Consider the following 20,464-nt stretch of genomic DNA (forward strand, 5'->3'; position numbering starts at 1 on the left):
CAAACTTTTCGTGTGGAAATAGACGGGCTTATGTCGGTTTCTTATCGCAATGGCTTGCGTGCGGCCTTGCTCTACCTGCTGCTGTCCCTGGTTTGGCTCCAGCTCAGTGGTTATTTATTGAGCAGTTTCTTCGATGGGTCTCCGGATGAGGCTCGTTGGCAACGGGCCAGTTGCTACGCCTGGGCCCTGGTCAGTGCGGTGCTGATCTTCTTTGCCCGTGCCCGCTTGCTGCGGGTGCTGGGCGCCGATCGCTGGTTGCGCCACCAGCAGAAGGACCGCGAGCGCCTGCGTCAGGCTGCGGCGGTCTTCGACTGTACCCGCGAGGGGGTACTGGTGAGCGACACCCAGGGGCAGATCGTCCACGTCAACCGTGCCTTCATCGAGATCACCGGCTACCAGCGCGAGGAGGTGCTGGGGCGTCAGCCGAGCATGTTCAAGTCCGGCCATCATTCGGTGGACTTCTATAAGGCGATGTTCGGTGCGTTGCGCCAGAGCGGCGAGTGGAGCGGGGAAATCTGGAACCGGCGCAAGAGCGGGGAAATCTATCCACAGTGGCAGACCATCCGTGCGATCCACGATGAGCAGGGCGAACTCACCCACTATGTGGCGGTATTCTCCGACATCAGTGCGATCAAGGACTCCGAGCACGAGCTGGCGCACCTGGCCCACCACGATCCGCTGACCGACCTGCCCAACCGCCTGCTGCTCACCGACCGCGCCGAACAGGCCCTGGCTTCGGCGCAGATCCACAAGCGCGGCTGCGCCATGCTGATGATCGACCTGGACCACTTCAAGATGGTCAACGACAGCCTCGGGCATAACGTCGGCGACCAGTTGCTCAAGGCTTTTGCCCAACGCCTGCGCGACATGTTCGGCCCGGGCGTGACCCTGGCGCGCCTGGGCGGCGACGAGTTCGCCGTGCTGGCCGAAAGCTGCCCGCAGCTGGTGCAGGCGGCGGCCCTGGCCCAGCGCATCCTCGATGGTCTCAAGGAGCCATTCCAGCTGGATGGCCACCAGGTGCTGATCAACGCCAGCATCGGCATCAGCCTGTTTCCCAGCGATGCCTTGAGCGCCAGCCAGCTGTTGCGCAACGCCGATGCGGCGTTGTTCAAGGCCAAGAGCGCCGGGCGCAATGGTTATGCCCTGTATACCGAGGAGCTCACTGCCCACGCCCAGCAGCGGGTGGAGATCGCCTTCGAACTGCGCCGGGCCCTGGACCGCCAGGAGCTGCGGGTCTACTACCAGCCGGTGCACGACCTGGCCAGCAGTCGCCTGGTGGGCGTCGAGGCCCTGGTGCGCTGGCAGCACCCGCACCGGGGCCTGGTGCCGCCGGCGGAGTTCATCCCCATCGCCGAACGCACCGGGATGATTGCCGAGATCGATGCCTGGGTCATGGGCGAGGCATGCCGGCAGATGTGCCAGTGGCAGGCCGAGGGCGTGGTGCTGTCGTTCATCGCGGTGAACGTCTCGACCCGCCTGTTCGCGCGCAGCGAGCTGTACCAGCAGGTGGCCCAGGTGCTGCACGACACCGGGCTGGACCCGGCCTACCTGGAGCTGGAGGTCACCGAGAGTGCGCTGATGGACGACCCGGAAGTGGCCCTGGAGCAGATGCACCGCCTGCGGGAGCTGGGCATCCGCCTGGCCATCGACGACTTCGGCACCGGCTATTCGTCGTTGCTGCGGCTCAAGCGCCTGCCGGTGCAAAAGCTCAAGATCGACCAGGGCTTCGTCGCCGGCTTGCCGTGGGACGAGGACGATGCGGCGATTTCCCGGGTCATCGTGGCCCTGGCCCAGAGCATGGGCATGCAGGTCCATGCCGAAGGTATCGAACAGATGGAGCAGGCCCGCTTCCTCCTCGACCATGGCTGCGATTTGGGCCAGGGCTACTGGTTCGGCCGGCCGATGCCGGCCTCGCTGCTGGACTGGGACAACGCCCCGCAGATCCTCTGATGCGCCTGATGCAGCTGGTGGGCGCTGCGCACCCGGTCGCAGCCTCGCTGTGCTCGACAGCGGCTACAGGTGCTTCGTGTAGCGGCCGCAAGAGGCTGGCCATGGACTCAGGGGCCCGTAACTGCGCGCCCCGTCGAATAATTTCCGCTGGTTATATAAACATTCTTAAATAGTATTTTTAAGAATATCCCTGCCTATCTACTATTGCTCCACGCCACCCGCAGTGCCGCCACTGCACGGCACATCCCACTCAGGAGCAACACCATGAGCGCATCTCTACGTAGCGTCGACGGACAGGACGAAGCAACCATCTTGCGTGAAATTCAAAGTGCACTGCGGGACCTGCGCTTCGGGGCAGTGGAAATCACCGTGCACAACGCCCAGGTCGTGCAGATCGAGCGCAAGGAAAAATTCCGCCTGCAGCAACCCGGCAACAAGCCCAGCTGAATCGCGCATCACCCTCTCGCGAGCGAGAGGCCCGACTGGTCAACCGGAGGGCGTCACCCATGACCCCCAGTTCGTCCCCCAGCGTTCATCCGCGAATGCGAGCCTGATTCGCCATAAGAAAAATGCCAGCACATTAGAAAATTTCGGGAGCTCTACCATGTCGTCGATTCGCCGTTATGCCCTGGCTGCCCTCGCCAGCGCCGTTTTTGCCGGTTCCGCCGTAGCCAAGGACTATGAGCTGCTCAACGTGTCCTACGACCCGACCCGCGAGCTGTACCAGGACTACAACGCCGAGTTCGTAAGCTTCTGGAAGAAGGAGCACCCCGGCGACAACGTGAAGATCCAGCAATCCCACGGTGGTTCGGGCAAGCAGGGTCGGGCGGTGATCGACGGCCTGCGCGCCGACGTGGTGACCCTGGCACTGGCCGGCGACATCGACGAAATCGCCAAGCTCGGCAAGACCCTGCCGGCGGACTGGCAGCAGCGCCTGCCCGACGCCAGCACGCCCTACACCTCGACCATCGTGTTCCTGGTGCGCAAGGGCAACCCCAAGGGCATCAAGGACTGGGGCGACCTGATCAAGAAGGACGTCTCGGTGATCACCCCCAACCCGAAGACCTCCGGTGGCGCCCGCTGGAACTTCCTGGCCGCCTGGGCCTACGGCCTGAAGGCCGGAGGTAGCGAAGCCAAGGCCAAGGACTACGTGCAAGAGCTGTTCAAGCACGTACCGGTGCTGGATACCGGTGCCCGTGGCTCGACCATCACCTTCGTCAACAACGGCCAGGGCGACGTGCTGCTGGCTTGGGAAAACGAAGCCTTCCTGGCACTCAAGGAAGACGGTGGCGCCGACAAGTTCGACATCGTCGTGCCGTCGCTGTCGATCCTCGCCGAACCGCCGGTGGCGGTGGTGGACAAGAACGCCGAGAAGAAGGGCAACACGGCGATCGCCGAAGCCTACCTCAAGCACCTGTACAGCCCGGCCGGCCAGGAGATCGCGGCGAAGAACTTCTATCGTCCACGGGACAAGGACGTGGCGGCCAAATACGCCCAGCAGTTCCCGAAACTGGAGCTGGTGACTATCGACAAGGACTTCGGCGGCTGGAAAACTGCCCAACCGAAATTCTTCAATGACGGTGGCGTGTTCGACCAGATCTACCAGGCCCAGTAACAGGAGGAGCCACTCTAACCGCCATCGCTTGGAGCCCCGGAATCACTTCGGGGCTTCGTGCGTTTCACCTGCGTTCAACCAAGGACTCTTATGTCGCGTCGTATCTCCCCCGTCATACCCGGCTTCGGGCTGACGCTGGGCTACACCTTGGTGTACCTCAGCCTGATTGTGCTCATCCCCCTGGCGGCGATGTTCGTCCATGCCGCACAACTCACCTGGGACCAGTTCTGGGCCATCGTCTCGGCGCCCCGGGTGCTCGCGGCCCTCAAGCTCAGCTTCGGCACCGCCTTGTGCGCGGCGATCATCAACGGCCTGATCGGCACGCTGCTGGCCTGGGTCCTGGTGCGCTACAGCTTCCCCGGGCGGCGGATCATCGATGCGATGATCGACCTGCCCTTCGCCTTGCCCACCGCGGTGGCGGGCATCGCCCTGACCGCGCTGTACGCGCCTACCGGGCTGGTGGGCCAGTTCGCCACCGACCTGGGCTTCAAGATCGCCTACACGCCCTTGGGCATCACCCTGGCGCTGACCTTCGTCACCCTGCCGTTCGTGGTGCGCACGGTGCAGCCGGTGCTGGCGGACATCCCCCGTGAAGTGGAAGAGGCCGCCGCCTGCCTCGGCGCCAAGCCCTGGCAGGTGTTCCGCCATATCCTGGTGCCGGCCTTGCTGCCAGCCTGGCTCACCGGTTTCGCCCTGGCCTTCGCCCGGGGCGTGGGCGAGTACGGTTCGGTGATCTTCATCGCCGGCAACATGCCGATGAAGACCGAGATCCTGCCGCTGCTGATCATGGTCAAGCTCGACCAGTACGATTACACCGGCGCCACTGCCATCGGCGTGCTGATGCTGGTGGTGTCCTTCATCCTGCTGCTGCTGATCAACCTGCTGCAGCGGCGCATCGAAACCCCATAAGGAGGCGCGAACCATGTCCCAATCGTCCATCGCCGCCTCGTCGGCCAACGCCGCCCGCCGTGGCAACGCCACTTCGCGGCGGGTATTGATTGGCCTGGGCTGGCTGATCTTTGCCCTGTTCCTGCTGCTGCCGCTGTTCATCGTCGTGTCCCAGGGGCTCAAGCTTGGCCTGGGTGCATTCTTCGACGCGATCTTCGAGCCCGACGCCCTGTCGGCCCTCAAGCTCACGGTGATCGCGGTGCTGATCTCGGTGCCGCTGAACCTGGTGTTCGGCGTCTGCGCTGCCTGGTGCGTGAGCAAGTACTCGTTCCGTGGCAAGAGCATCCTGGTGACCCTGATCGACCTGCCGTTCTCGGTGTCGCCAGTGATCGCCGGCCTGGTCTACGTGCTGATGTTCGGCGCCCAGGGGCTGTTCGGCCCGTGGCTGTCGGATCACGACATCCAGATCGTGTTCGCCCTGCCGGGCATCGTCCTGGCCACCATCTTCGTCACCGTACCCTTCGTCGCCCGCGAGCTGATCCCGCTGATGCAGGAGCAGGGCACCCAGGAAGAAGAGGCCGCGCGCCTGCTGGGGGCCAACGGTTGGCAGATGTTCTGGCACGTCACCGTACCCAACATCAAATGGGGCCTGATCTACGGCGTGGTGCTCTGCACCGCCCGGGCCATGGGCGAGTTCGGCGCGGTGTCGGTGGTCTCCGGGCACATTCGCGGGGTCACCAACACCCTGCCGCTGCACGTGGAGATCCTCTACAACGAGTACAACCACGTCGCCGCCTTTGCCGTGGCCAGCCTGTTGCTGATCCTTGCGTTGTTCATCCTGCTGCTCAAGCAGTGGAGCGAATCCCGAATCAACCGCCTGCGCGCCAGCGCCGCGGAGGAATAAGACATGTCGATCGAAGTCCGTAACGTCAGCAAGAACTTCAACGCCTTCAAGGCCCTGAACAGCATCAACCTGGATATCCACAGCGGTGAGCTGGTGGCGCTGCTCGGCCCCTCGGGCTGCGGCAAGACCACCCTGCTGCGGATCATCGCCGGCCTGGAGACTCCCGATGCCGGCAACATCGTGTTCCACGGCGAGGACGTCTCCGGCCACGATGTGCGCGATCGCAACGTCGGGTTCGTGTTCCAGCACTACGCGTTGTTCCGCCACATGAGCGTGTTCGACAACGTCGCCTTCGGCCTGCGCATGAAGCCCAAGAACCAGCGCCCCAGCGAAAGCCGGATCGCCGAGAAGGTCCATGAACTGCTGAACATGGTGCAGCTGGACTGGCTCTCCGATCGCTATCCGGAGCAGCTCTCCGGCGGCCAGCGCCAGCGTATCGCCCTGGCCCGGGCCCTGGCGGTGGAGCCCAAGGTGCTGTTGCTGGACGAGCCCTTCGGTGCGCTGGACGCCAAGGTGCGCAAGGAGCTGCGTCGCTGGCTGGCGCGGCTGCACGAGGACATCAACCTGACCTCGGTGTTCGTCACCCACGACCAGGAAGAGGCCATGGAAGTGGCCGATCGCATCGTGGTGATGAACAAGGGCGTGATCGAGCAGATCGGCTCACCTGGCGAGGTCTATGAGAATCCGGCCAGCGATTTCGTCTATCACTTCCTCGGTGATTCCAACCGCCTGCACCTGGGAGAGGACGAGCATGTGCTGTTCCGGCCCCATGAAGTGTCGCTGTCGCGTTCGGAACTGGAAGATCACCATGCCGCCCAGGTCCGTGATATCCGCCCACTGGGCGCCACCACCCGGGTGACCCTCAAGGTCGAGGGCCAGAGTGAACTGATCGAAGCCGAAGTGGTGAAGGACCATGACAGCCTGGTGGGCCTGGCCAAGGGCGAGACCCTGTTCTTCAAGCCCAAGGTCTGGCAGAAGGTCGCCAACCTCTAAAAGCCAAAAGCTGCGCGGGCAAGACGGATCGTCGCCCGCTGGCTCCTACAGAAGCACACGATCGGCTTTTTGTAGGAGCGAGGCTTGTCCGCGCTAACGATCTAGATCGCAGCACGCTTCGGATTGGCCCGCACACCCCCCGCCCGTGCCTCGACCTGCTGCTTGAGGTCATGACGCAGCCCGAGCAGGAACGCCAGTTCGGCTACCACGAACAACGGCCCGATGATCAAGCCCGACAGATCATCGACAAAGGCCGGCTTGCGGCCCTCGTAGTAATGGCCGATGAACTGGATCACCCAGCCCAATACGAACAGCCCCAGGCCGCTGCTCAGCCACAGCCCGGTGGCTTGGGCCGCCAGCACTTGCCCGATCCATACCGACAGCCCCATCAACACGCTCATCAGTAACCCCAGGCGCAGCTCCAGGCGCAGGTAGAACACCGCCGAGAACAGGGCCAGCAGCAGCGCTGGCGAGAGCATCAGCCCGGCCACCGGCCAGGCCGGACGGGACAGCAGCACGGCCACGGCGACCACGATCATCGGGATGCCGATGAAGTGGCTGGCGATATTGCGCGGATCGCGGTGATAGGTCGCGTATTGACTGAGATGATCGACGAGGCTTTTCATTGTTGTTCCTCCGTTGGGGTGGCTGGATCATGCCGGACGCCCGATCACGGTTCTGTCGGCTAGGCGACAATCATGGCGATGCCCTGGGGAAACACGGTCCATGGATATGCAGCGATGGCGTGAATGCCTGATGACCGGCCAATGGTTCAGCCACTTGCCGGCCTCTCTACAGGATAGCCTGCTCGACGGTGCCCGCCTGCGGCGGCTGGCGCCGGGGCAGTACCTGTTTCGCCGTGGCGATCCGCCCTGCGGCCTGTATGCGGTGGTCGAAGGCATGGTGCGGGTCGGTGCGGTCAGCGAGCAGGGCAAGGAGGCCTTGCTCAGCCTGGTGGAGGCGCCCCACTGGTTCGGCGAGATCTGCCTGTTCGATGGTCAGCCGCGTACCCACGATGCCTGCGCCGAGGGCGCCTGTACCTTGCTCCAGGTACCCCAGGCGAGCTTGGAGCGGCTATTGGACGAACATCCCGCTTACTGGCGCCAGTTCGCCCTGCTGATGAGCCACAAGCTGCGCCTGGCCTTCATCAACCTGGAGCAACTGAGCCTGATGCCGGCCCCGGCGCGGGTGGCCAACCGCCTGCTGGCGATGGCCGCCGGTTATGGCGAAGTGACCCAGAGCCGGCGCCTGCTGCAACTGCCCCAGGAGCAGCTGGCGCTGATGCTCTCGCTGTCGCGCCAGACCACCAACCAGATCCTCAAGGACCTGCAACACCAGGGCATCCTGCGCCTGAGCTACGGCGAGATCGAGATCCTCGACGCCGAACGCCTGCGCGCGCTCGCCAACTCCGTGTAGCCGCTGCCGCAGGCTGCGTACGGCTCGGCACGAGCCGCCATCTGGCGGTGCCTGGTTCTATGCAGGTCAGGGGCGGTTCGGGGGATCAGCGCAGGCCGTCGCGAAATTGCCCGGGGGTCATGCCGGTCCAGCGCTTGAAGGCCCGGCTGAAGCTGCTGGCGTCGGCGAATCCCAGCAGGTAGCTGATCTCGCCCAGGGAGCAACCCGGGTCCCGCAGGTGCAGCAGGGCGAGGTTTTCCCGGCATTCGTTGAGCAGGGTATCGAAGCGCGTGCCTTCGTCCGCCAGGTGCCGTTGCAGGCTGCGCAAACTCAGGTGCAGGGCCTGGGCCACCCGCTCGGCGGACGGCTCGCCATCGGGCAGTTGGGTCTCGATCACCTCGCGCACCTTGCGCTCCCAGGTCAGAGGTCGCAACTGTGCCAGGGCGCGCTTGAGCACCTCCTCGTTATGTTCGGCCAGCTCCGGGTTGGCGTCGTCCAGGTGGCTCTCGAAATCCTGCACGCGAAACTCCAGGCAATCTTCACTGGCCGCGAAATGCACTGGGCAGCGGAACACCCGGTGCCACTGGCTGGGGTCCTTGGGCTCCGGACGCCGCAGGTGCACGGCCATGGGCGCATAGTCGCGCCCGAGGCGACTACGGCAGGTGCGTACATGGATCGCGGCAAACGCATCGATGGCCTCGAATGCCGGCTGCTGGGCGCCTTCGGGCATCTTCAGGACGAACCGGTAGCGATCCGCTTCGCGGATCAACTGCGGGACCAGGGCATCGCTGACCACCTGGTGATAGCGCAGGATGCGTTCGAACACTTCCCGCAGGCTGCCGCTGGCCACCAGGGCATACCCCAGGGCGTGGAAAGTGGTAGGGCTGACGAAGCGCGACACCCGCAAGCCAATGGCCGGATCGCCACTGGCCTGGACCGCCAGCTGCCACAGACGAGTGGTTGCCGACAGTGGGTAGCGCGCGTTGGGATTGTCCATCAATTGGGGGTCAAGCCCGGCCTCTCGGCACAATGCGCCGCTATCCAGGTCAAGGGCATCCAGCTGCTTGCGCAGAGCGCGGGTCCAGCTGGCGAGAGAGGTGGCTTCGGTCATGCGTTTGGCGCGTCCGGTCAACAGGTTGGCGTTTACGGCTAGCGCCCGGGGCCAGGGCCCGGGGCAGGATGCACACATCACTGACCCAGAGGATGGAATCATGCAGGGTATTTCCGCAAGCCCCGAACGGATGAACGCGCAACAGCGAGCCGCTCACATTCGCGAGGTTGTCATGGGCCGGGGGGACGAACTGCGCAGGCGCTACCCGGTGTTGCGTCACCAGGATGCCTTGGGCGCTGCAATCCTGGCCTTCGCCCTGGCCGGCATGGTCGGTTCGGCAGCGCTCTATCTCAATGGTCAGCTGGCCTGGTGGGCCTGCCTGCTGCTCAATGCGTTCTTCGCTTCGCTGACCCACGAGCTGGAGCACGACCTGATCCACAGCATGTACTTTCGCAAGCAGCGGTTGCCCCACAACCTGATGATGGGGTTGGTCTGGCTGGCCCGGCCGAGCACCATCAACCCCTGGATACGCCGCCACCTGCACCTGAACCACCACAAGGTCTCGGGCTCCGCGGGCGATCTCGAAGAACGTGGCATCACCAACGGCGAGCCTTGGGGCGTCGTACGGTTGCTGATGGTGGGCGACAACATGGTCTCGGCCTTCGTCCATACGCTCCACACGTCCGGCTGGAAGGCCAAGCTCAAGCGCTTTGCCCGCCTGATGGCGGCCTATGCCCCGCTGGCACAGCTGCACTGGGGCGCCTGGTACGTGTTTCTCGGCTTCCATGGGGCCAACGGCGTCGCCGCGCTGCTGGGCACTTCCATCGAGTGGTCGGCCAGCACCCTGGCGCTGATGCAGGTGATCGATATCGCCGTGGTGGTGATCGTTGGCCCGAACGTGCTGCGTACCTTCTGCCTGCACTTCGTCAGCTCCAACATGCACTACTACGGCGATGTCGAGCCGGGCAACGTGATCCAGCAGACCCAGGTGCTTAACCCTTGGTGGATGTGGCCGCTGCAAGCGTTCTGCTTCAACTTCGGCAGCACCCATGGCATCCACCACTTCGTGGTCAAGGAGCCTTTCTACATCCGCCAGATGACCGCGCCGGTGGCCCACCGGGTGATGGCGCAGATGGGCGTGCGTTTCAACGACCTGGGCACCTTCACGCGGGCCAATCGCTTCGCCGCCAAGGAGCAGGCGGCGACGGAGGCGGTGCAGGGGGTGAAGGCTTGAGGTGTGTTGGTTGAGGGCCAATCACGGGCAAGCCTCGCACCTACCCACTGGCGTAGGAGCGAGGCTTGCCCGTGATGGCGATTGCCCGGCCGCGATCAATCCGGCTGGAACGGCGACTCGCTGAGGATCACCCCGGTCTCGTCCACGTAGCGCTGCCATTCCTGCAACAGGATTTGCAGCTTTTGCGGGTGGCTGCCAGCCAGGTCGTGGATCTCCCCCGGGTCGCGCCCAAGGTCGTACAACTGCCAGGTGGCCGGGCCCACGGGGCCTGGAATGTACACCGCCTTCCATTGCCCCTGGCGGATCGCCCGGCGGCCGAACAGCTCCCAGCCGGTGACCGTGTGCTCGTCATGCACCTGCGCCGTCTCGCCGGACAGGAACCCCAGCCAGGACTTGCCCCGTAGCGGTGCGATATCGCGCCCGCGCCAGCGCTTGCCCGGATGGCGCACGCCGGCCAGGTCCAGCAGGGTTGGGGTGATGTCCATCACCGTGCCGAAGCCATGGCTGACCTGTCCCTTGAGCGGCAACTGCGGGTAATGCAGCAACGCCGGCACGCGAATCCCGCCCTGGGTGGTGAAGGCCTTGAACAGCCGCGACGGCGCGGTGGCGGCCTGAGCCCAGGCCGGTCCGTACCAGACATAGGAATTGGCCCGGCCGATATTCTGAAGGCGGTTGTCGTAGTGCTGGTCCAGGTAGCTCAACAGCTGCGGGCCGAACTTGGGGAAAGCCTCCAGCAGCGCCCCTTCGGCCCCGTTGTCGGACATGAACAGGATCAGCGTGTTGTCCAGCTGGCCCTGCTGGCGCAGGTAATCCACCACCCGGCCGATGTTCCAGTCCATGCGTTCCACCATCGCCGCATACACCTCCATGGCCCGGGCCGAGCGCTGGCGCTGGTCATCGCTGAGGGAGGCCCACTCGGCGTCCAGGCCGATCAGCGGATGCGGCTCGACCTGGGCGTCCACCAGCCCCAGGGCCTTGAGCTTCTCCAGCCGTTCCAGGCGCAGGGCCTCGGGGCCGGCGTCGTAGCGCCCGCGGTACTTGGCGACGATCTCTTCAGGGGCCTGCAACGGCCAATGGGGCGCCGAGAACGGCAGGTAGGCGAAGAACGGTCGGCTCTGGTCGCGCTCCTTGAGGTACTGCAAGAGCTTGTCGCCGAAGGCATCGGAGGAATAGAACCCCTGGGGCAGCCCGTCGAGGAAGCGATCGTCCTCGATGTACAGCGCCGGGGTGGACTTGAGCAGGCCCGGGGTGTGCTCGTCGTAGGTGGGTTCGAAACCATAGTGGTTGGCCGCCCCGGGCAACAACGCGAAAGAGCGCTCAAAGCCCCGGGCGTGGGGCGCGCGGTCCACGGTCAGCCCCAGGTGCCACTTGCCGCTCATCAGGGTCTGGTAGCCGGCTTCGCGCAGCAGTTCGGGCAGGGCCGCTACCCGGTCGTTGAGGTGGCCCTCGTAACCCGGCTTGCCGATCAGTTCCGGGGTCAGGGCCTCGGCCATGGTGCCGATCCCGGCGATATGGTGGTCGGTGCCGGTGAGCAGCATGGAGCGGGTCGGCGAGCAGGTCGGGGCGGTATGGAAATCAGTCAGTCGCAGGCCGTTGAAGGCCAGGGCATCGAGGTTCGGCGTGGCGATCTCGCCCCCGAAGGCGCCGATGTCGGAAAAGCCCAGGTCGTCGGCCAGGATCACCAGGAAGTTGGGACGTTGCGGCATCGAGTCACTCCTGTTCAGCAAGCAATGAAGGTCAAGGGCAGGTCGCTGATCCGTACCGGTGGCAGGGCCTGGTAGTGATCGTCGCTGGTCAGTTCGTGCAGCAGCTCCTCGCGCAGCTGATGGAAGTCGAAGCTGCTGCGCTGGCGCGGATGGGGCAGGGCCACCTCGACCACGCGCTTGATCCGCCCCGGGCGTGGCTCCATCACCACCACCCGGTCGGCGAGGAAGATCGCTTCCTCGACATCGTGGGTCACCAGCACCGTGGTGATCCGTGCCCGCTCGCGGATCGCCAGCAGCTCGTCCTGCATCTGCTGGCGGGTCAGCGCGTCGAGGGCGCCGAAGGGTTCGTCCAGCAACAGGATGCGCGGGCTGGCCACCAGCCCCCGGGCGATGGCCACCCGCTGTGCCATGCCGCCGGACAACTGGTGCGGGTAGGCCTTGGCGAAGTCCTTGAGGCCCACCAGCTCGATGAACTCGGCGATGCGCCGTTGGCGCTCGGCGGCGCCCAGCGGTTCGTTGACCAGGCCCAGGCCGATGTTCTCGGCCACGCTCAGCCAGGGGAACAACCGGTGCTCCTGGAACACGATGCCGCGTTCGCTGCCGATGCCACTGACGGCCTTGCCGTCGACGCGTATCTGGCCACGGAACTCGGTGTCCAGGCCGATCAGCAGGCGCAACAGGGTGGACTTGCCACAGCCGCTGGAGCCGACGATGGCGACGAATTCGCCCTCGGCAATGTCCAGGTTGAATTCGCGGATCGCCTCCAGCTCGCCACCGGCGACGGGAAAGCTCTTGCCCACGTGATTGAAGCTGACCAGAGGTGCGTTCATGCGTGTCTCCAACGGGTGGCGTGGCGTTCCAGCCATTGCCCAAGGAAGTTGATAAGGGCGCCGGTCAGGCCCACCAGCAGCATCCCGGCCATGATCAGATCCATGCGCAGCAGCTGCTGGGCGCTGATCATCTGGCTGCCGATCCCACCGTCGGACGGCATGAAGTACTCGGCGCCGATGGTGCCCAGCCAGGCGTAGATCAGGCTCACCCGCAGGCCGGCGAAGATCCCCGGTGCGGCCCCGGGCAACACCAGGCGCCGCAGGCGCTGCCAGAGGCCCAGGCGCAACACCTGGGCCGCCTCCGCCAGTTGTGGCGAGAGCTGGGAGACACTGCGCTGGGTGGCGATGAACAGCGGGAAGAAGGCGGCCAGGGCGACGAAGACCCACTTGGCCAGTTCACCCAGGCCGAACCAGGCGGTAAGCAACGGCACCCAGGCGAAGATGGCGATCTGGCGCAGGGCGGCCAGGGTCGGCCCCAGCAGGCGCTCGCTCAGGCGCGACAGGCCCAGCAGCAGTCCCAGCCCCAGGCCCAGGCTGCCGCCCAGCAACAGGCCGGTGAGGGTACGTCCCAGGCTCAGGCCCAGGCCGCCCAGCAGGCTGCCATCGACCAGGCCGTCGACGGTGGTGGCCAGCACCACCAGGGGGCTGGGCAGAATGTTGGCGTCCAGCCACTGGCGTTCGCTCGCCAGTTGCCACAGGGCCAGCAGCGCCAGGGGCAGCAGCCAGGGTTGCAGGCGCTGCCAGCCCTGGTAGCGCGGGCCACGGCGAAACTCGGCGGTAGCCGGGTGCGGCCAGTACACCAGCTTGCGGTCCAGCCAGCCGATGCCGCGATCCATGGCCATGCCCAGCACACCGATCACCAGGATGCAGACGAAGACGATATCCAGCATGAACAGCTGCCTGGCCCAGACCATCAGGTAGCCGATGCCTTCGCTGGAGGCCAGCAACTCCACCGCCAGCAACGAGGTCCAGCCGGTGGCCAGGGCCAGGCGCACGCCCGCCATGAAGGCCGGCAGCGCGGCAGGCAGCACCAGGCGCCGCAGCAGCAGGATCGGTGGCAGGCGCAGTACGGCGGCGGCTTCGCGCAGCCGCGGTTGCGCGTCGCGCACGCCCACCAGGGTATGCAGGGTCACCGGGACCACCACTGCCTTGAGCAGTACCACCAGCTTGAGCAGTTCGCCGATGCCGAAAAACACCATGAACAGCGGTACCCAGGCCAGGGTCGGGATCTGTGCCAGGGCACCGAAGGTGGGAAACACCAGGCGCTCCAGGCGGCGGCTGAAGCCCATGGCGCCACCCAGCAGGGCGCCGGTGCCGATCCCGACCAGCAGGCCCCAGCCCAGCCGTTGCAGGCTGATCGCCAGGTGGCTCCAGAGTTCGCCGGCGGCCAGTTCCCGGGCGCTGTTCCAGACCAGCTCCGGGGCCGGCAGGATCTGCTCGCTCATCCATTGGTTGCGACTGGCCAGCCACCACAGGCCGAACAACCCCATTGGCAGCAACCAGGGCAACAGGTGCTTGGCCACCGGCCAATTTTGGCGCGGGCCGGAGGGTGCCCACAGGGGCAGGCTGAGCAAAGAAACACGGGCCATGGGTGACCTCCGTCGTCGGGTGCGGCATGGCATGGGGCGGGCCACGTCCAGGCGTGGCGGAACCGATCGCGCCTACAATATGCATTTGTGTTCTATTAAAAATCACATCAATGCTATTGAGCGATAAGAGAGGCCATTTAAGGCTTCCCGTCGCCACGCATCCAATGCATTTGGAGAATATTTTCCATGCATTTTCCGCATGTTCCCGGAGGAGCCCCGTACTGACTGATTTATTTCTTTTTGTTATTAAAATGTGAATTTTTAGTATTTAAATGCCTTGCCCTGCTGGGCCTACCTTGGGCTCCTCAACGCCTTTGCCCTCCAGGAGCCGTCCCCATGAACCTTCCCTTCAAACGTGTGATCAGCCTGTTGGCCGCGCCGGCCCTGGCCGGGCTGCTGGGCTACCTGCCGCTGCTGGCCCAGGCTGGCGAACTCAAGGAAATCCGCATCGCCGTGCCCGACCTCAGCGCCGGCACCCAGCACAGTTCCGGCGGGGTGGTGGATGTGCTGCGCCACCAGCAGATCCTGGAGAAGGCCTTCGCCGACCAGGGCATCAAGATCCAGTGGAATTTCTTCAAGGGCGCAGGGCCGGTGATCAACGAAGCCTTCGCCAATGGCCAGGTGGACCTGGCCTACCTTGGCGACCTGGCGGCCATCATCGGCAAGTCCAATGGCCTGGATACCCGCCTGCTCAGTGCCACGGCCCGTGGGGTCAAGCATTACCTGGGCGTTGCGCCGGGGTCGGGGATCAAGACCCTGGAAGACCTCAAGGGCAAGCGCGTGGCGGTGTTCCGTGGCACCGCCACCCAGTTGTCCTTCGATGCGGCCCTGGCCAGCCGGGGCCTGAGCGAAAAGGACCTGAAGGTGGTCAACCTCGACTTCAATGCCGCCGTGGCGGCCCTGGCGGCCAAGCAAATCGACGCCTCCTGGGGCAGCACCGGGCTGTCTGCCCTGCGCAGCAAAGGCCTGGCCGAACTGCCCCTGAGTACCAAGGACCTGGGCGATGCCGGCAGTGTGCAGGCGGTGCTGGTAGGGTCGGGCAAGTTCGTCGACGAGCATCCCGAAGCGGTGGAAAAACTGCTCAAGGCCCAGCAGCAGGCGGTGCAATGGCTGACCCAGGACAGCAACAAGGAGGCCTATATCCAGCTGGTGTCGGGGCTGGCCAGTTATCCACCGGTGATTCTCCAGGATGACCTCAAGGACCAGCGCCTGAGCGAAATCTTCCCCTCGACCCTGGACCCGGTGTTCCTCGGCCGGTTGCAGGATGCCGTGGACCTGGCAGCCAAGGAGCGGCTGATCCGCAAGCCGTTCAAGGTCAGCGAATGGGTCGCCCCACAACTGGCCGCCGCCGGCCTGTAGCGCCCGGTCGCAGCCGCGCGCTGCTCGTCAGCGGCTACAGGGCGATGGCGACTTGCTGCTGGTCCACGCTCACCAGCACTTCGATCATCTTGCGGGCCGCTGGCGACAGGCGAAAACCACTGCGGCTGACGATGCCGCAGCGGGCGTTCAGGCTGTCTATGTTCTGCGGCAGGTTGCGCCAGTGCAGCAGGGCCAGCGAACCCTGGGCGATATCCTCGGCGAACGCCTCGGCGGTGCCCACGCCAATGGCATTGGACTGGCGAACGATCTTCACCAGCGCCGGGAAATGCTCGGTCTCGATGGTCGGCGAAAAGTCGATGCGCCCGCTCAGGTTGGCCAGCAACTTGCGAATGCCCGGCGGGATCAGGGTGGTGGCCAGGGGGTAGTCGAACATGTCGTTGGTGGACAGGCTTTCCTTGGCCAGCAACGGATGCCCGGGACGGCAGAAGAACACCCCGCGCTTGGGCGTCAGGGCCTGGGTCTGGTAGTTGGGATCGGCCTCGAAGTGGCGGATGTCGGCGATGAAGAACTCGATCTCCTCGCGGTTGAGGCTGCGGCTGAGTTTTTCCCAGTTATCCACGGCGAAGCAGGTGCGCACCCGCGGGTGGGCGCTGGTGAACTGCGCCACGGCGTCGGGCACCAGCTTCACCGCAGGCGCCGGGCCGCAGCCGAAGCGCACCTCGCCGGCATCGAGCTTGGTCATCTGGGTCACTTCACTGCTGAGCAGGGCCGCACCCTGCACCAGGCTCAAGGCATGCTGCAGCACCACCTGGCCCTCGGGCGTGGGGCGCAGGTCCTTGTTGCCCCGGTCCACCAGCACGCAGCCGAACTCCTGCTCCAGGCCCTGGATACTGCGGCTGAAGGCCGGCTGGGTGATGCCCATGGCATCGGCGGCGCGGACAAAGCTACGGTGCTCGTTGAGGGCGATGAAGTAACGCAATTGGCGAAGATCCATATGCTTTCCCGGCATCCGAAAAATAGCTCGAAGGCATTTGCGACGAGTGAGGAATGAGGTTTTAAATGCAAGCTCTTATTCCGTCAATGAAGCATGTATTTATCTATTAGATCTAAAATGAATATAGATAGAGCGTTGTTTCACGGCGATTTCAACCATGAGCAGTCCGCTGAGGGTGTCTTCGATGAGTAATGCCGCTTTAGCTGTCAAACCTGTTGTCCAGGCCCTTGAAATCCACCCGGTGGCCGGCCGTATCGGCGCCGAGATCCGTGGCGTGCAACTTTCCGGCGAGCTCGATGCCGCTACCGTGCAGGCCATCGAGCAGGCGCTGGTGCAGTACAAGGTGATCTTCTTCCGTGGCCAGGCCCACCTCGACGACCAGAGCCAGGAAGCCTTCTCCCACCTGCTGGGCGAGCCGGTGGCCCACCCCACCGTGCCGGTGCGCGACGGCACCCGCTACCTGATGGAACTCGATGGCGCCCAGGGCCAGCGGGCCAACTCCTGGCACACCGACGTGACCTTCGTCGACGCCTACCCCAAGGCCTCGATCCTGCGCTCGGTGGTGGCCCCGGCGTTCGGCGGCGACACCGTATGGGCCAACACCGCCACTGCCTACAACGAGCTGCCGGAGGAGCTGCGGGCCTTGGCGGACCAGCTGTGGGCGGTGCACAGCAACGAGTACGACTATGCCTCGGTCAAGCCCGACGTTTCGGCGGAACGGCTGGAGCGCTACCGCAAGATCTTCACCTCCACGGTGTTCGAGACCGAGCACCCGGTGGTCCGCGTGCATCCCCAGAGCGGCGAGAAGAGCCTGGTGCTGGGGCATTTCGTCAAGCGCATCAAGGGCTATTCCCAGGCCGATTCGGCGCACCTGTTCAACCTGCTGCAAAGCCATGTCACGCGCCTGGAGAACACCGTGCGCTGGCGCTGGAGTGCCGGTGACGTGGCGATCTGGGACAACCGCTCGACCCAGCACTACGCCGTCGACGACTACGGCAGCCAGGACCGCGTCGTGCGTCGGGTGACCCTCAAGGGCGACGTCCCGGTGGGTGTCCAGGGCCAGCGCAGCCAGACCACCAAGGGGGCGTGAACGCCCCGACGGCTGCAGGTCACCACCAATCCTGTAGCCGCTGCCGAGCTTGCGAGGCTGCGAAGGGCCCGAAGGGTCCCGAGGGCCACACAATCGCCGCAGCGGCTTCGGGACGGTGGCGGATTGGCGTTTTTTTCGCAGGCAAGTCGGATCGCCGCCCGCTCGCTCCTACGCAAGAACGAGGCCTTCGCCCCCCCGCTTTCACCACACGCCGATCTGTACCACCTTCTCCGCCTCCGGCTCGCCGTAGCGGAAACGCTGGCCCCGCAGGTCGATCTCCCCATGGCTGATGGTGGTCCGGCGCTTGAGGCCACGCAGCCATTCCAGCAGATACCCCAGGTGCTCCTCGCGCACCGACGCATAGGCCGGATCGGCCCCCAGATCGTGCAGCTCCTGCGGGTCGTTTTGCAGGTCGAACAGCTGCGGGCGAAAACCGTCGTAGGCCAGGTACTTCCAGCGCTCGCTGCGCACCATGGTCATGCGGCAACGGTCGATGGGCTGGCCCAGGCGCTCCCGGGCCGGGGCCTGGAAGGCGTAGTCGTATTCGCTGATGGCGTAGCGGCGCCAGGGCGGCGTGGCGCCATGCAGCAGTGGGATCAGCGAGCGGCCCTCCAGGCGGTGCTCGGCACCCGGCAAGCCCAGGGCCTCGAGGAAGGTCGGCAGGGCATCGATGGTTTCCACCAGGCGTGCATCCACCGTGCCCCGGGTGCTGTGCGCCGCTGGCCGTGGATCGCGGACGATCAGCGGCACGCCTACCGCCGGCTCCAGCAGGAATTCCTTTTCCCCCAGGTAGTGATCGCCGAGGAAGTCGCCATGGTCGCTGGTGAAGACGATCAGGGTGTCGTCCCAGCGTCCGCTGCTGTGCAGCACATCGAACAGCCGGCCTAGCTGGTCGTCCACCTGCTTGATCAGGCCCATGTAGGTGGGCACCACGTTGGCGCGCACCTCATCGCGGGAGAAGTTCAGGCTCTCTTCGTGCTGGCGGAAGGCCTGGTACACCGGATGGTCGCTGGCGTCCTGCGGCGCGGCCCGCACCGGCGCCAGTACCTGCTCTGCACCGTAGAGCGCGTGGTAGGGCGCCGGGGCGATATAGGGCCAGTGCGGCTTGATGTAGGACAGGTGCAGGCACCAGGGGCGCTCGCCCTGTTCGTGGATGAAATCGATGGCGCGGTCAGTGGTGTAGACGGTTTCCGAATGCTCTTCGGCGACCCGCGCCGGCAGGTGCGCGTGGCGCATCTTCCAGCCGCTGAGGATCTGCCCCTGCTCGCCGGCCGCGGCGTTGGCCCAGTCATGCCAGGGGTTGCGCCCGGCGTAGCCGCGCTCACGCAGGTAGTGGGTGTAGGGCGCGGACTCGCGCTTATCGTCGAACAGCGGGTCGTCGGGGTAGATGCCGTCGTGGCGGAACCAGGGCTCGAAGCCTACTTCGTTCAACTGCTCGGCCTGGGGGCTGTCGGCGGCGATGGCCAGCCGCTGCTGGGCATCCAGGTTGGGCGTGGCGTGGGTCTTGCCCACCAATGCAGTGCGGATGCCGTGGGGCCGCAGGTAGTCGCCCAGGGTCAGTTCCTCAAGCGGCAGGGGCACGGCGTTCCACGCCACCTGGTGGCTGCTGACGTAGCGCCCGGTGTAGGCCGACATCCGCGACGGGCCGCAGATGGTGCCTTGGGTGTAGGCGCGGCTGAAGCGCACCCCGGCGGCGGCCAGGCGGTCGATGTTGGGGGTGTGCAGGTGCGGGTGGCCGTAGCACGACAGGTAATCCCGGCGCAGTTGATCGCACATGATGTAGAGCACGTTGCGCACGGGTTGGGGGGTAGGGGACATGGGCTTCACCGATCGAAAGACAGGTGAGGGTTTTCGCCTTCCCCAGGGGATGCCGGCAAGCGCATTTGCCGCATGCTTTTCATGCGTGATGTGCATCGCTCTTGAGGACGCCATCGCCGGCAAGTCGGATCAGATGGCGAGCTTGTGCAGCGAGCACAGCTCCTCATCCTGTGCGTCGAGGTGCTTGATCTCCTCGATCATCGCCTGGGCCAGCGGCGACAGCCGATACCCGGCGCGGCTGACGATGCCGTAGCGGGTGTAGAGCTCCTCCAGGTCGTCGGCCAGCCCCTCGATTTTCAGGCACACCAGCTCGCTCTTGGCCTGGTGCAGGGCATCGCTGTAGGAGCCGACGATGCCGATGGCGTCCGAGCGCAGCACCACCCCCAGCAGGCTGTAGCTGTTCTCGCATTCCACATTGGGCTTGAAGTCCGGCTTGCCACTGAGATCGACAATGACCTTGCGCAGGTTCGGCGGGCGGATGGTCGCCGCCAGCGGATAGCTCATCAGCTCGCTGGCGCTGACGCTGTCGCGCCCGGCCAGGGGGTGGCCGGCACGGCAGCAGAAGTGCCATTTGCGCGGGCGCAGGCGCTGGGTCAGGTAGTCCGGGTCGGCCTCGAAGTGCCGGGTATCGGCGACGAAAAATTCGAACTCCTCGCACAGCAGGCGCTTGCCCAGGCTCTGCCAATCCTCCACCTGGAACTGCACCCGGGCCTTGGGGTAGCGCCCGATGAAGCTGCCGATGGCCCGGGGGATCAGCCCGGCCGCCGGTGCCGGGCCGCAGCCGAAGCGCAACTCCCCGGCTTCCAGGCCATTGAACTGGCTGATTTCGTTGGCCATCTGCTGGGCGCCGCTGACCAGCCGCCGCGCGTGTTCCAGCAGCAGTTGGCCCTGCTTGGTCGGCGCCAGGTCCTTGCGCCCACGGTCCACCAACTGGCAGCCGACGCTGTGCTCCAGCGCCTGGATGCTGCGGCTGAAGGCCGATTGCGAGAGGTTCACCGTGGCCGCGGCGGCGACGAAGCTGCGCTGCTCGGCGAGGGCGATGAAGTGGCGGAGCTGGCGCAGGTCGATATGCATTTTTCACATAAAA

General features: G+C 65.3%; 18 protein-coding genes. 10 read left to right on the forward strand and 8 right to left on the reverse strand.

Annotated elements, in window-relative coordinates:
- Positions 1-30: 30 nt before the first annotated feature.
- From dibA to ATY02_RS02120, 6 genes are all read left to right on the forward strand, one after another.
- The gene (gene dibA, locus ATY02_RS02095) at positions 31-1,950 is read left to right on the forward strand and encodes a phosphodiesterase DibA (RefSeq protein ID WP_068578888.1); all 1,920 of its coding nucleotides are present in this window, start codon (positions 31-33) and stop codon (positions 1,948-1,950) included.
- 264 nt (positions 1,951-2,214) lie between these two features.
- Positions 2,215-2,397, forward strand: coding sequence for a sulfur starvation response protein OscA (gene oscA / locus ATY02_RS02100; RefSeq protein ID WP_022643503.1), 183 nt, complete (start codon positions 2,215-2,217; stop codon positions 2,395-2,397).
- 157 nt (positions 2,398-2,554) lie between these two features.
- Positions 2,555-3,565: a sulfate ABC transporter substrate-binding protein gene (locus tag ATY02_RS02105; RefSeq protein WP_068578886.1), complete on the forward strand. Its 1,011-nt coding sequence runs from the start codon at positions 2,555-2,557 to the stop codon at positions 3,563-3,565.
- 90 nt (positions 3,566-3,655) lie between these two features.
- Positions 3,656-4,474 carry a sulfate ABC transporter permease subunit CysT gene (cysT, locus tag ATY02_RS02110; protein ID WP_022643505.1) on the forward strand — a complete coding sequence of 273 codons (819 nt, stop codon included), beginning with the start codon at positions 3,656-3,658 and terminating at the stop codon, positions 4,472-4,474.
- 13 nt (positions 4,475-4,487) lie between these two features.
- Positions 4,488-5,357, forward strand: a complete 870-nt coding sequence (cysW, locus tag ATY02_RS02115; RefSeq protein ID WP_124345464.1) for a sulfate ABC transporter permease subunit CysW — start codon at positions 4,488-4,490, stop codon at positions 5,355-5,357.
- 3 nt (positions 5,358-5,360) lie between these two features.
- Entirely contained in the window at positions 5,361-6,350 is a 990-nt protein-coding gene (locus ATY02_RS02120; RefSeq protein WP_068580058.1) for a sulfate/molybdate ABC transporter ATP-binding protein, read from the forward strand.
- Between the two features lie 101 nt (positions 6,351-6,451).
- Here ATY02_RS02120 and ATY02_RS02125 read toward each other — a convergent pair whose 3' ends face one another.
- Positions 6,452-6,976 (reverse strand): DUF962 domain-containing protein, encoded by a 525-nt coding sequence (locus ATY02_RS02125; RefSeq protein ID WP_068580061.1) that lies wholly within the window; start codon positions 6,974-6,976, stop codon positions 6,452-6,454.
- Between the two features lie 100 nt (positions 6,977-7,076).
- Between ATY02_RS02125 and ATY02_RS02130 the strand changes: the two genes are divergently transcribed.
- The gene (locus tag ATY02_RS02130) at positions 7,077-7,766 is read left to right on the forward strand and encodes a Crp/Fnr family transcriptional regulator (RefSeq protein WP_068580063.1); all 690 of its coding nucleotides are present in this window, start codon (positions 7,077-7,079) and stop codon (positions 7,764-7,766) included.
- 85 nt (positions 7,767-7,851) lie between these two features.
- On the opposite strand, the gene ATY02_RS02135 is transcribed toward ATY02_RS02130, so the two are convergent.
- Positions 7,852-8,856 (reverse strand): AraC family transcriptional regulator, encoded by a 1,005-nt coding sequence (locus ATY02_RS02135; RefSeq protein WP_068580065.1) that lies wholly within the window; start codon positions 8,854-8,856, stop codon positions 7,852-7,854.
- A gap of 100 nt (positions 8,857-8,956) precedes the next feature.
- On the opposite strand from ATY02_RS02135, the gene ATY02_RS02140 reads away from it, so the two are divergent.
- Positions 8,957-10,030, forward strand: a complete 1,074-nt coding sequence (locus ATY02_RS02140) for a fatty acid desaturase (RefSeq protein WP_068580067.1) — start codon at positions 8,957-8,959, stop codon at positions 10,028-10,030.
- A 95-nt stretch (positions 10,031-10,125) separates the two neighbouring features.
- Here ATY02_RS02140 and ATY02_RS02145 read toward each other — a convergent pair whose 3' ends face one another.
- From ATY02_RS02145 to ATY02_RS02155, 3 genes are read right to left on the reverse strand one after another with little or no spacing between them, the layout of a single operon-like run.
- On the reverse strand, positions 10,126-11,736 hold the full coding sequence (locus ATY02_RS02145; protein ID WP_068580069.1) for an arylsulfatase: 1,611 nt from the start codon (positions 11,734-11,736) through the stop codon (positions 10,126-10,128).
- Positions 11,737-11,750: 14 nt separating this feature from the next.
- Entirely contained in the window at positions 11,751-12,566 is an 816-nt protein-coding gene (locus tag ATY02_RS02150; RefSeq protein ID WP_068580070.1) for an ABC transporter ATP-binding protein, read from the reverse strand.
- Positions 12,563-14,155, reverse strand: coding sequence for an ABC transporter permease (locus ATY02_RS02155; RefSeq protein ID WP_068580073.1), 1,593 nt, complete (start codon positions 14,153-14,155; stop codon positions 12,563-12,565). Before ATY02_RS02155 ends, ATY02_RS02150 begins: the two co-directional genes overlap by 4 nt.
- 336 nt (positions 14,156-14,491) lie before the next feature.
- On the opposite strand from ATY02_RS02155, the gene ATY02_RS02160 reads away from it, so the two are divergent.
- A complete protein-coding gene (locus tag ATY02_RS02160) occupies positions 14,492-15,514 on the forward strand; it encodes an ABC transporter substrate-binding protein (RefSeq protein ID WP_068580075.1) in 1,023 nt (340 codons plus the stop codon).
- A 34-nt stretch (positions 15,515-15,548) separates the two neighbouring features.
- Here ATY02_RS02160 and ATY02_RS02165 read toward each other — a convergent pair whose 3' ends face one another.
- A complete protein-coding gene (locus ATY02_RS02165; protein WP_068580077.1) occupies positions 15,549-16,469 on the reverse strand; it encodes a LysR family transcriptional regulator in 921 nt (306 codons plus the stop codon).
- 184 nt (positions 16,470-16,653) lie between these two features.
- On the opposite strand from ATY02_RS02165, the gene ATY02_RS02170 reads away from it, so the two are divergent.
- Positions 16,654-17,559 (forward strand): TauD/TfdA dioxygenase family protein, encoded by a 906-nt coding sequence (locus ATY02_RS02170; protein ID WP_068580079.1) that lies wholly within the window; start codon positions 16,654-16,656, stop codon positions 17,557-17,559.
- A 201-nt stretch (positions 17,560-17,760) separates the two neighbouring features.
- Here the strand turns inward: ATY02_RS02170 and ATY02_RS02175 are convergent, their stop codons facing one another.
- Both ATY02_RS02175 and ATY02_RS02180 read right to left on the reverse strand, forming a co-directional pair.
- Positions 17,761-19,377 carry an alkaline phosphatase family protein gene (locus ATY02_RS02175; RefSeq protein ID WP_068580081.1) on the reverse strand — a complete coding sequence of 539 codons (1,617 nt, stop codon included), beginning with the start codon at positions 19,375-19,377 and terminating at the stop codon, positions 17,761-17,763.
- 129 nt (positions 19,378-19,506) lie between these two features.
- The gene (locus ATY02_RS02180; protein ID WP_068580083.1) at positions 19,507-20,451 is read right to left on the reverse strand and encodes a LysR family transcriptional regulator; all 945 of its coding nucleotides are present in this window, start codon (positions 20,449-20,451) and stop codon (positions 19,507-19,509) included.
- Between the last annotated feature and the right edge of the window lie 13 nt (positions 20,452-20,464).

Origin of the sequence: Pseudomonas sp. BIOMIG1BAC (genome assembly GCF_001705995.2) — a bacterium.
Lineage (GTDB): Bacteria > Pseudomonadota > Gammaproteobacteria > Pseudomonadales > Pseudomonadaceae > Aquipseudomonas > Aquipseudomonas sessilinigenes.